The 11,787-nt window shown below is 70.4% G+C and carries 9 protein-coding genes; 5 read left to right on the forward strand and 4 right to left on the reverse strand.

All coding sequences use genetic code 11. The features are described 5' to 3' along the window. Nucleotides 1–3 precede the first annotated feature (3 nt). Complete coding sequence (locus tag AC07XP_RS25645) at nt 4–978, forward strand: Bug family tripartite tricarboxylate transporter substrate binding protein (RefSeq protein WP_062482864.1); 975 nt, start codon at nt 4–6, stop codon at nt 976–978. Between the two features lie 21 nt (nt 979–999). On the opposite strand, the gene AC07XP_RS25650 is transcribed toward AC07XP_RS25645, so the two are convergent. Together AC07XP_RS25650 and AC07XP_RS25655 are read right to left on the reverse strand one after the other, a co-directional pair. Then, nucleotides 1,000–2,127, reverse strand: coding sequence for a toxin-antitoxin system YwqK family antitoxin (locus AC07XP_RS25650; RefSeq protein WP_495266262.1), 1,128 nt, complete (start codon nt 2,125–2,127; stop codon nt 1,000–1,002). Nucleotides 2,128–2,201: 74 nt separating this feature from the next. After that, entirely contained in the window at nt 2,202–2,615 is a 414-nt protein-coding gene (locus AC07XP_RS25655) for a VOC family protein (RefSeq protein WP_495266263.1), read from the reverse strand. Nucleotides 2,616–2,680: 65 nt separating this feature from the next. On the opposite strand from AC07XP_RS25655, the gene AC07XP_RS25660 reads away from it, so the two are divergent. From AC07XP_RS25660 to AC07XP_RS25675, 4 genes are all read left to right on the forward strand, one after another. After that, on the forward strand, nt 2,681–3,937 hold the full coding sequence (locus AC07XP_RS25660) for a TraB/GumN family protein (protein WP_495266264.1): 1,257 nt from the start codon (nt 2,681–2,683) through the stop codon (nt 3,935–3,937). Between the two features lie 11 nt (nt 3,938–3,948). Further along, on the forward strand, nt 3,949–4,320 hold the full coding sequence (locus AC07XP_RS25665) for a DUF2946 family protein (RefSeq protein ID WP_070063852.1): 372 nt from the start codon (nt 3,949–3,951) through the stop codon (nt 4,318–4,320). Between the two features lie 86 nt (nt 4,321–4,406). Continuing rightward, a complete protein-coding gene (locus AC07XP_RS25670; protein ID WP_495266265.1) occupies nt 4,407–6,746 on the forward strand; it encodes a TonB-dependent receptor in 2,340 nt (779 codons plus the stop codon). 32 nt (nt 6,747–6,778) lie between these two features. Then, the gene (locus AC07XP_RS25675) at nt 6,779–7,705 is read left to right on the forward strand and encodes a copper chaperone PCu(A)C domain-containing protein (RefSeq protein WP_495266266.1); all 927 of its coding nucleotides are present in this window, start codon (nt 6,779–6,781) and stop codon (nt 7,703–7,705) included. Nucleotides 7,706–7,723: 18 nt separating this feature from the next. On the opposite strand, the gene AC07XP_RS25680 is transcribed toward AC07XP_RS25675, so the two are convergent. Then, nucleotides 7,724–9,454: a phospholipase D family protein gene (locus AC07XP_RS25680; RefSeq protein WP_495266267.1), complete on the reverse strand. Its 1,731-nt coding sequence runs from the start codon at nt 9,452–9,454 to the stop codon at nt 7,724–7,726. 106 nt (nt 9,455–9,560) lie between these two features. Next, complete coding sequence (locus AC07XP_RS25685; protein ID WP_495266268.1) at nt 9,561–11,468, reverse strand: ATP-binding cassette domain-containing protein; 1,908 nt, start codon at nt 11,466–11,468, stop codon at nt 9,561–9,563. Between the last annotated feature and the right edge of the window lie 319 nt (nt 11,469–11,787).

An 11,787-nucleotide genomic window follows, 5' to 3' on the forward strand; every position in this document is an offset into this window, starting at 1 on the left:
CTCATGGATCGCCGCACCCTTCTCGCCACGCTCGCCTCCGGCGCCGCCGTGGCCGCAGCCCCCTTCGCCCACGCACAGGACTACCCCGCGCAGCTCATCAAGTGGGTCGTGCCGTACCCCGCGGGCGGCGGCACCGACGTGATCGCGCGCGTGCTGGCCGAGGCCATGCGCCAGACGCTGGGCCAGCAGATCGTGGTCGACAACCGCCCCGGCGCGTCGACCAACATCGGCGCCGACCTGGTCGCCAAGAGCAAGCCCGACGGCTACACGGTGCTGTCGGCCGACAACGCCGTGCTGGCCTTCAACGAGCACCTGTTCAGCAAGCTGCCGTTCAACCCCGAGAAAGACTTCACTTACATCGGCGCCATCGGCAAGTTCCCGCTCGCGCTGGTGGTGCACCCGGACTTCCCGGCCAAGACCTTCAAGGAGTTCCTGGCCTACGTGAAGGCCAACCCCGGCAAGGTCAACTACGCCTCGCCCGGCAACGGCTCGCCGCACCACCTGGCGATGGAAATGTTCAAGGCGCGCACCGGCACCTTCATCACCCACATCCCGTACCGCGGCGCGGCGCCGGCCATGGCCGACGTGATGGGCGGCCAGGTGCCGTGCATGTTTCTGGACCTGGCCTCGGGCCTGCCGATCATGCAGGGCAACAAGGTGCGCGTGCTGGCCATCGGCTCGGGCGCGCGCAGCAAGCGCCTGCCTGACGTGCCGACGCTGGCCGAAGTGGGCGTGCCCAACACCGAGGTGTTCGCGTTCCAGGGCATCCTGGGCCCAGCCGGCCTGCCCGCCGCCGTGGTGAACAAGCTCAACAGCGACCTGAACAAGGCCTTCAGCACGCCGGCCGTGCAAAAGCGCTTCGACGACTTCGGCATGGAAGCGATGCCCGGCACGCCGGCGCAGTTCGCGGCGCTGTCGCGCGCGGAGTCGAAGCGCTGGGGCCCGATCATCAAGCAGGCCGGCATCAAGCTGGACTGATGCCGCCCAGAGGCGTTCGTCCTAGCGGGCGAACGCTTTTCGCGAGCCGTCTTCGAAGACTTCGTCGTCGCGCTGCAGCTCGCCGTTCTCGTCCCAGCTGCGTTCGCGCGTCACACGGCCCTTGTCGTCGAAGCTCGACTCGGCCAGCAGCTCGCCCTTTTCATTGAAGCGCTGGTGCGTGCCCACGGGCACCTGCCGGCCGCGCCCCGGCGCGAGGTAGCGGCCCTGCGCGGCGCGCTGGCCGCTGTCGTAGAACTCGGTCACGTCGACCGTGCGCTCGCTGCCGGCGCCGCTGTAGACGGCCTTGCTGCGCGGCTGGCCGTTGAGGTGGTAGCTGTCGTCGCTCAGGGGCTCGCCCGCGGCGTTCCAGCGCTGGTCGCGCACCAGCGAGCCGCGGTCGGAAAACTCCTGCTCGCGCTGGCGGATCGACGAGCGCCCGACCAGCAGCCACACGGTTTCGCGCCGCTTCACGCCCTCGGACGAAAAACTGCGCTCCACGCGCCGGTTGCCGCTGGTCTCGTCGACCACCGAGGGCTTGCCGTTGTCGTAGAACTCCTGCGTGCGCACGCGCTTGCCCGCCTGGTACGACAGCCGCGAGCGCAGCGTGCCGCGCGCGTCGAACAGGTCGACGTTCGACGGCCCGCCCGTGAAGCCGCACAGCCTGGCATCGTCGGCCACCGGCGCCAGCACCGGCGCCTCGGCGCAGCGCAGCATCGACATCTGGCCGCGCTCGGTGAACTCGACCATGGCGCGCTCGGTGCCGCGGTCGGGGTAGAAGGTGGCGCGCCGCAGCTGGCCGCCGGGGTAGAAGCTGCGCACCAGGCCGCGCTCCTGGCCGTCGTCGTACATGGCGTCGCGCAGCACCTGGCCGCCGGGCGCGAACTCGCGCGCGCGGCCGTGCATGTTGCCCTTGGCGTTGATGGTGTGCTCGCGCGCGAGCTTGCCTTTTTCGTAGAAGCGCACCAGGCCCATGAAGACGCCGTTCTGCACCTGCTGCTCGCGCTGGAGCTCGCCGGTGCCGCGGTCCTTGCAACGCATCAGGCCGGTCTTGCCGGCGGTGCTGTTGCCGTCGGCGGGGCTCACGCGCTGGCCGTTGAGCTCGCACTCCTGCTGCGCATGGGCCGTCGGGGTACCCAGCAGCGCGGCCAATGCGATCGCGGCCGGGCCGAGGAGGGACGCGGCCGCCCGGGGCGCCCGAAGAGCGGGAACGGGCGGGCGCAGGGTCACTTGTCGTAGAGCGTGTCGAGCGAACGGAAACCCTTGACCTCGATCGGGTTGCCGAAGGAGTCGCAGAAGAACATCGTCCACTGCTCGCCCGGCTGGCCTTCGAAGCGCACCTGCGGCTTCAGCACGAACTCGGTGCCGGCGGCTTCGAGGCGCCCGGCCAGCGCCTGCCAGTCGGGCAGCGCGAGCACGATGCCGAAGTGCGGCATGGGCACCATCGCGTCGCCGACGCGGCCGGTGCGGGTGGTGGCGAAGGGCTCGCCCAGGTGCAGCGAGATCTGGTGGCCGAAGAAGTCGAAGTCGACCCAGGTGTCGGTGCTGCGGCCTTCGGCGCAGCCCAGCACGTCGCCGTAGAAGCGGCGGGCGCCGTCCAGGTCGCGCACGTGGAAGGCAAGGTGAAAGATGCTTTGCATGGTTTTGGATTATGGGCAGCGGTGCTGTGAGAATGCCGGACTTTCTTTCAATCATGGAGCTCGCCTTGCGGATACTCCGAGCCCTCGTCGCACCGCTGCGCCTGCTGTCGCGCGGCACCGACCGGCCGGCGCCCCAGCGCCTTCTTGCACGTCTGACCCGCCAGGCCTTCGCGGCTGTCGGTGGTTGTTTCATCGCGGTGGCCGCACATGCCGCCGCCTGCCCGCCCTCGGCCATCGCGAGCCTCGAGAAGCCCGGCATCGGCCTGCGCAACGGCATCGACCGCGGCCTGCTGTGGCGCATCGAGCGCGACGGCCGCACCTCGTGGCTCTACGGCACCCTGCACCTGGGGCGCGGCGAATGGGTGCGCCCCGGGCCCACCGTGCAGAAGGCGCTGGCGCAGAGCGACACGCTCGCGCTGGAGCTCGACTCGCGCGACGACGCCACGGTGCGCGCCCTGAGCCAGCCGGCCGACCCGGCCGCGGTGGCGCGCGTGCTCAGCGGCGAACGCGCCCGCCGGCTCGAGCGCCAGAACGCCGAGGCCTGCGTGCCGCCGGGTTCGACCGCCCGGCTGCCGCCCATCCTGCAGGTGACGGCGCTGACCGCGCTGGCGGCGCGCGCCGACGGGCTGTATGCGGAGTTCGGCGTCGACGAGACGCTGGCCGTCTCGGCCCGCAACAGCAACAAGCCGATCGTCGCGCTCGAGAACGCGGCCGACCAGTTGCGCTGGCTCACCGGCGGCTCCGAAGCCGAAGAGGCCGAGCAGATCGACGCCATGCTCGACGAGCTGGAGTCGGGCCGGCTGCGCGGCCAGCTCAAGACGCTGGCCGATGTCTGGGCGCGCAGCGACGCGGCCCGGCTGGCGCGCTACGCCGAGTGGTGCGAGTGCCTGAACACGCCGGCCGAGCAGCGCCTCATGAAGCGCCTGCTCGACGACCGCAACCCCGGCCTGGCCGACGGCATCGAGCGCCTGCATGCGGGCGGGCGCAGCGCATTCGCCGCGGTCGGCGCGCTGCACATGGTCGGCGCGCAGGGCCTGCCCACGCTGATGGCGGCGCGCGGCTTTCGCGTCACGCCGGTGCTCACCGAGGCGCAGGCGCAGCAGGCGCTGCCGATGCCGGCGCTCGCCGCGCCCGAGCCGCCGGCCCGCAAGGCGGTGCGCGGTGGCAAGAACGTCAAGGGACAGAAGGCGGCCAAGGGCACGGGCCAGAAGGCCGCTGCGAAGGGCGGGGCCAAGCCGGCGTCCAAGGCCGCTGCCGCGCCCAAAGGCAAGGCCGCACCCCGTGCCGCCCCCAAGGCCACCAACAGCAAAGTGCGCCGATAATCGCGACCGCCATGCACACGTTGCGCCCCCACCCCCGCCTGATCGGCCGCCTCGGCCGGTGGGTGCTGCTGTGGTTCGTGCTGTCGCTGGGCGTAGCGGTGGCGTCGCCGGTGGTGCATCCGCAGGCGATGGAACTGGTGTGTTCCGGCGCCGGCACCATCAAGGTGGTGGTGCACACCGAAGACGGCGTGCAGGACATGGGCGCCACGCACATGGACTGCCCCCTGTGCGTGCTGACCGGTGCGCCGCCCCCGCCGCCCGTGGCGGCCGCGTTCGATGCGCCCCTGCCGCTGGGGCGCGTGCTTCAACCCATTCCCGCCGCGCGCCATGCCGCGGCCACGGCCGCGCCGCTTCCGGCCCGTGGGCCTCCGCGTTCCGCCTGAGCGATCAGCAACAGCGCTGTCTGTCGGTGCACCCCGGGTGCGCGCAGGCGGTCCCTTTGGCTTGAAGTTCGTGGAGCCGGTTCCCCATGAAGCAGCACTCCCGCGCCCTGGCGATCGCCATGGCATTTCCCTTCAGCGCGCCGGTGTGGGCGCAGCAGCAAACGCCGCCGGACGTTGATCCGCCGGAGGCCGGCGCTGCCGCTGCCCCGGGCCGCACGCTCGGCACCGTCACCATCAGCGGTGGCCGGCCGACCTCGCTGCCGACGCAGATCCCCACCACCATCGAAGGCGTGACCGCCGAGCAGATCGCCGAGACGGTCAACGCGACCGACGCCGAGGACGCGCTCAAGTACCTGCCGAGCCTGCTGGTGCGCAAGCGCTACATCGGCGACTTCAACCACGCGGTGCTTGCCACGCGCGCCTCGGGCACGGGCAACAGCGCCCGCGCGATGGTCTACGCCGACGGCATCATGCTGTCGAACCCGCTGGGCAACGGCGCCACCTTCGCGCCGCGCTGGGGCATGGTGTCGCCCGACGAGATCGAGCGCGTCGACGTGCTCTACGGCCCGTTCTCGGCCGCCTACCCGGGCAACTCGGTGGGCGCCGTGGTCGACTACGTGACGCGCATGCCCACGCAGCTCGAGGCGCACGTCAAGCTCAGCGGCTTCACCTCGAACTTCGACCTGTACAACAGCCATTCGTCGCCGGGCGGCCAGCAGCTGGACCTGTCGCTGGGCAGCCGCAGCGGCGACTGGTCGTGGTGGCTCGGCGCCTCGCGCACCCACAGCAAGGGGCAGTCGCTGTCGTTCGCCAACCGGCTCGTGAGCGCCGGCACGGTGGGCAGCGCGGGCACGCCCGTCACCGGCGCGGTGCTCGGGCTGAACCCGTCGAACCAGCCGTGGTGGCTGCTGGGCGGCATCACCGCCTACGACACGACCCAGGAGCAGGCCAAGCTCAAGCTGGCCTACGACTTCTCGCCCACGGTGCGCGCCACCTACACGCTGGGCGCCTGGCACAACATCACGCACGGCAGCACCGACACCTACCTGCGCGATGCGCTCGGCCAGCCGGTGTACGGCGGGCGCGTGAACCTCGGCGGACGCACCTACAACCTCGACGCACCGGCTGCTGCCTTCGCGCCGACCGAGACGGCGCTCACGCACTACATGCACGGCCTCTCGGTGAAGAGCCACACCGGCGGCGTGTTCGACTGGGAGGTGGCGGCGAGCCTGTTCGACTACGCGAAGGACACCTCCCGCACGCCGACCACGGCGCTGCCGGGCGCCTTCTACGGTGGCCCGGGCCGCACCACCGACATGGGCGGCACCGGCTGGCACACCTTCAAGGCCGCGGGCACCTGGCGGCCTACCGGCTCGGCCGAAGGCGTGGGCGCGCACGTGGTCGACTTCGGCGTCCAGCAGGACACCGCGCGGCTGCGCAGCGCCATCGGCAACACGCGCGACTGGATCGGCGGGCCGGCCGTGTCGCCGTTCTCCGCCTTCAACGGCAACACGCGACTGCGCTCGCTCTACGTGCAGGACACCTGGCGCTTCGCGAAAGACTGGAAGACCACGCTGGGCCTGCGCCACGAGCGCTGGGAGGCCTACGGCGGCCAGCTCGGCAACGCGGCGCGGCTACTCGACTTCGCGCCGCGCAAGAACAGCTTCGTCTCGCCCAAGGCCGCGCTCGCCTGGCAGGCCACGCCCGACTGGCACTTCAAGGCCTCGATCGGGCGTGCCGTGCGCATGCCCACCGTGAGCGAGCTCTACCAGGGCTCGATCGAGGGCAACCGCATCGTCAACACCAACCCCGACCTGCGCCCCGAGCGTTCGTGGACCGCCGAGCTGAGCGCCGAGCGCGACCTCAAGCGCTGGGGCGTCGACGGCGTGCTGCGCACCACGCTGTTCTTCGAGCACACGAAGGACGCGCTCTACACCCAGGCGCTCACGAACCTCGTGAGCACCGTGCAGAACGTCGACGCCATCCGCACGCGCGGGCTGGAGGTGGCCATCAACACGGTCGATGCGGGCATCCAGGGGCTGGACCTGGGCGGCAGCCTCACGCTGACCGATTCGAAGATCACCGCCAACCGCGGCTTCCCGGCCAGCGTGGGGCGCGACCAGCCGCGCGTGCCCAAGGTGCGCGCCTCGCTGCTCGCCACCTACCGGCCCGACGCGAAGTGGAGCTACACCGTCGGCGCGCGCTACAGCGGCCGGCAGTACGGCACGCTCGACAACAGCGACCCGAACGGCATGGCCTTCATGGGCTTCTCGAAGTTCTTCGTGGTCGATGCGCGCATCCGCTACCGCATCGACCGCCAATGGAGCGCCGCCGTCGGCATCGACAACCTGAACAACCGCACCTACTGGGCCTTCCACCCGTACCCGCAACGCACCTTCGTGGCCGAACTGAAGTTCGACCTCTGACCCTCACTTTTTCCTACCCAAGGACACCCGCCATGACGAAGCTTTCGACCCCCACCTTCCACACCCTCGCCGCCTGCGCCCTGCTGGCCGCTGCCGGCGCCGCCGGCGCCCACGTGAGCCTGCCCCCGGGCGGCGCCACCGTCGGCAGCGAGTACAACGCCGCCTTCCGCGTCGGCCATGCCTGCGAAGGCGCCAAGGCGACGACAGGCCTCGCGGTGCGCCTGCCCAAGGGCTTCGTGCTCACCGACGCCCAGGCGCGCAAGGGCTGGAAGCTCGATGCGCCCAAGGCCGGCAGCGCCGAAGGCGAAGTGCGCTGGACGGCAGAGACGCCGCAGAACGCGTTGCCCGGCAGCGAGCGCGGCGAGTTCGTGCTGCGCGGCAAGGTGCCCGCCACGCCGGGCCCGCTGTGGTTCAAGGTGCGCCAGGACTGCGACGTCGGCAGCGTCGACTGGGCCGAAGTGCCCGCGTCGGGCAGCGCCACGGCCGGCCTGAAGAAGCCCGCGGCCAAGCTCGACGTGGTGGCGCAGGGCGTGGCCACGGTCGACGTGCGCGACGCTTGGGTGCGCCAGTCGGTGCCGGGCCAGAGCGGCACGGGTGCCTTCATGAAGCTCACCGCGCCCACGGGCACGAAGCTGGTCGGCATCTCGACGCCTGCTGCCGGCGTGGCCGAGGTGCACGAGATGAAGATGGAAGGCGACACCATGCGCATGCGCGAACTCGCGGGCGGCCTCGAGCTGCCGGCCGGCAAGACCGTCGAGCTCAAGCCCGGTGGCTACCACGTGATGCTGATGGACCTGAAGGGCGCCATGACCAAGGGCGCGACCGTGCCCATGACCCTGAAGTTCGAGGACGCCAAGGGCGCGAAGACGACGCTGGAGCTGAAGCTGCCGGTCGGTGCGCCCGAAGGCGCCGCTGCTGCCGCGCCCGCGGCGGGCGGTGCGCACCAGCACAAGCACTGAACTGGTCGAGCCGGACCGTCAGAGCAACTGGTCCGGCGCCAGCGGCCCGAACAGCCGCAGCAGGAAGCGCAGCGTGGCGCTCGCGTCGGGCTCGGTGTCCGTGTCCTGCAGGCCGCTGCCTTCGGGGGCGTGCCACACCAGCGTGCCTTTTGCGAGTTCGACATGCCAGGCGCGCTCGCGCATGCCGCGCTCGATCTGCTCGGCCGCCATGCGCGAGAGTTCGCCGCTGCGGATCAGCAGCGCGATCTCGGTGTTCTGCAGCTGCGAGCGCAGGTCCAGGTTCATCGAGCCGACCACCAGCAGCCGGCCGTCCATCACCAGCACCTTGGAGTGCAGCATCGCGCGCGATTCGCCGCTGACGCTGCCTGCGCCGCTGCCGCCCGAGGAACCGAACACATTGCCGAAGTCGGCCTGTTCGCTGCGCAGCTCGTAGAGCTCCACGCCCGCGGCGAGCAGCGCCTTGCGGTGGCGCGCATAGCCGACGTGGGCAATGGGCGCGTCGTTCGAGGCCAGTGAATTCGTCAGCACCCGGATGCGCACGCCCCGCGCGCGCGCCGCGGCAAAGGCCTGCTGCATGTCGGGGCCGGGCACGAAGTAGGGCGAGATGATCAGCAGGTCGGTGCGCGCCTGGCCGATCAGGTGCAGCAGGCCTTCGACCACCGTGTCGCCGCTGGAGGCCAGGTCGGCCAGCGCGGTGGCGCTGCGCGAGGGCAGCGCGGGCCGGCTCACCACGAGGTCGGGGTTGCGCACCGCACCGGGGCCGCTGTCGGCTGGGATCTTGCCGGGCGCGTCGGCCAGCATCAGCGCCGGGGCCCAGACGAAGGCGGCGCTGCGCAGATCGAGCGGCTTCTCGTCCCAGGCGCGGGCCCGCTGCTCGGGCGTGGGGCCGGCGCCGGGGCGCGGCTCGCCGTCCGGGGGCTTGGGCTGGTTGCGCGCTTCGGCCGCCTCGTCGCTGAGTTCCTGGTCGACCCGGCGCGCGCGGTCGCGGATGCGCTGGAACTCCTCGCGCGAGACCAGCGACTGCACGGGGTAGGCGCGCTCGTTGTTCCAGTAGCTGTCGAAGCTGCGCGAGAGGTCCTGCACGATCGGGCCGGCCGCCAGCACGTCGACGTCGACGAAGTTGCCGGTGGTGGCGTTGCCGAAGTAGGCGTCGCCCAGGTTGCGCCCGCCCGTCACGCCCATCACGTTGTCGGCCAGGAACAGCTTGTTGTGCATGCGCTGCTGGATGCGCGAGACCTCGCCGATGGCGTTGAGCATCCGGTTGAAGCCGGTGCCGCGCGAACCCGCGAGCGGGTTGAACAGCCGCATCTCGATGTTCGGGATGAAGGCCAGGCCGAGCACCAGCGCGTCGCGGCCGATGGTGTGGAAGTCGTCCAGCAGGATGCGCACCCGCACGCCGCGCTCGGCCGCCGCCTGCAGCCCGCGCACCAGCCGGCCGGTGCTGGCGTCGGCGTGGATGGCGTAGTACTGCAGGTCCAGCGTCTTCTGTGCGTTCTCGATCAGCGCCAGCCGGCTGCCGTAGGCGGCCTGCGGGCCGCCCAACAGCAGGAAACCGGAGTCGAAGCGTGCCTTGTCGGCGTTGCGGCGCTCCCGCAGCAGCGTGGCCAGCGCCGTGCCGTCGGGCGAGGCGAGCGCGGTCGAGACCGGGCGGTCCACCTCCTTCGGCAGCTGCGCGCAGGCGCCGAGCACCAGGAGGGCCAGCAGCGCGATGCTGCGGCGGACCAACGCGTGGAAGGAAGAAGAAGGCATGCGGCGGGGTCTTTCCGGGGGCTTGGGAAGGCGGTGCCGCATGTATAGCCGAGTTGGCGTCCGTCGTGGGTGGGACGGGCGGCCAACCGGTGAGGGAAGACGGCGCTCAGCGCCCGGCGCCGAGCTCTTCCTGGCGCTCCAGCGCGGCGAGCAGTTCGTCGTCGATCTTGGCGTGGCGCTCGCTCAGCTCGACCGCGCGCGAGGCGTCGCTCGCGTAGATGGCGCCGCCGTCGAGTTCGAGCATTTCGCTGATTCGCTTCTGCTCGGCCTCGAGGGATTCGATCTGCGCGGGCAGGGCTTCGAGTTCGCGCTGCTCCTTGTAAGAGAGCTTCTTGCGGGGACCGCCGGTGGGGGGCGCGGCAGGTGCAGTCGCGGGGGCCGGAGCCGGTGCGGCGGCCGGCGGCGGCGGTGGTGCCGACGCGAGGCGCTGCTCGGCGATCTCGCGTGCGCGCTTGGACTGGATCAGCCAGTCTTCCACGCTGCCCTCGTACTCGCGCCAGCGGCCGTCGCCCTCGAAGGCGATCGTGCTGGTCACCACGTTGTCGAGGAAGGTGCGGTCGTGGCTCACGAGGAACACGGTGCCGTCGTAGTCCTGCAGCAGGCCTTCGAGCAGCTCGAGCGTGTCGATGTCCAGGTCGTTGGTCGGCTCGTCGAGCACCAGCACGTTGGCCGGGCGCGCGAACAGGCGCGCCAGCAGCAGGCGGTTGCGTTCCCCGCCGCTGAGCGAGCGCACGGGGGAGTTGGCGCGCGCGGGCGAGAACAGGAAGTCGGACAGGTAGCTCTTGACGTGCTTCTTCTGGCTGCCGATTTCGATCCACTCGCTGCCGGGGCTGATGAAGTCTTCCAGCGTGGCGTCGAGGTCGAGCTTGTCGCGCATCTGGTCGAAGTACGCCACCTGCTGGTTGGTGCCGCGACGGATCTTGCCGCTGTCGGGCTCGAGCTCGCCCAGGATCAGCTTGAGCAGCGTCGTCTTGCCGGCGCCGTTCGGGCCCAGCAGGCCGATCTTGTCGCCGCGCAGGATGGTGCCGCTGAAACCGCGGATCACGGTCTTCTCGCCGAAGGACTTGGTGGCGTCGGTGAGTTCGGCCACGATCTTGCCGCTGGACTGGCCCGAGGCGACATCCATGTTGACGCTGCCCTGCACCTCGCGGCGCGCGGCGCGGCTGGCGCGCAGTTCCTGCAGCCGCGTGATGCGGCTCTGGCTGCGCGTGCGGCGCGCTTCGACGCCCTTGCGGATCCAGATCTCTTCCTGCGCCAGCAGCTTGTCGGCCTTGGCGCTGATGATCGCTTCCTGGGCGAGCTGCTCTTCCTTCTGGACGAGGTACTGCTCGAAGTTGCCCGGGTAGGAACCCAGCTTGCCCCGGTCGAGCTCCACGATGCGGGTGGCGACGCGGTTCAGGAAGCTGCGGTCGTGGGTGATGGTGACGACGCTGCCCTTGAAGTCGATCAGCAACTGCTCCAGCCACTCGATGGAGTCGAGGTCCAGGTGGTTGGTGGGTTCGTCTAATAGAAGTACATCCGGCGCGGCCACCAGGGCCTGGGCCAGCGCGACCCGCTTGCGCGTGCCGCCCGAGAGCGAGCCGACGCGCGCGTTGCGGTCGAGGTGGAGGCGATGCAGCGTCTCTTCGACGCGCTGTTCCCAGTTCCAGGCGTCGTAGGCTTCGATCTTGGACTGCAGGGCGTCCAGGTCGAGCCCGTCCGCACCGGAGAGGTACAGGTCGCGGATGGCGATGACTTCGCCCAGGCCCTGGCTGGCGGCGGTGAACACGTCCGCATCCATGTCCAGCGCGGGTTCCTGCGCCACGTAGGCCACGCGCAGGTTCTGCTGCAACTGCAGCGTGCCGTCGTCGGGCTTTTCCAGCCCGCCCAGTATCTTGAGCATCGACGACTTGCCGGCGCCGTTGCGGCCGATCAGGCCGATGCGTTCCGATTCGAGAAGAGAGAAGTCCGCATGATCCAGCAGCGGGACGTGACCGAACGCGAGCTGCGCGTCGAGGAGTGTGATGAGTGCCATGTGGCACGGATTATCGGAGGGGCGGGTGACGGCGCCTGGCGGCTGGGGAAGAAGGCTTCTTTGTGGCTCTCTATATAGAAGGGACTGGAGTCCCCTGGGAGAGACGTCGGCAGTCAGGGACGAGGCGTGAAGCGGGCGGCGAGTGGGGCGGCAAAGGTCTTCTTCAAGTTTCTTTCAGCTTGGCTTGCACGAGCCGAAATCTGTCATATACTCGTGGGCTTCGCTGCTGAATACCTCTGGTGTTCGAAGCGACTGGTGCTCTCAGGAGCGTTGGTTGTGGGTGGTGAAGAAAGTCTTCGAAAGTTGACGCGGTTTGAAA

It is taken from the genome of Variovorax sp. GW531-E2 (assembly GCF_059423125.1).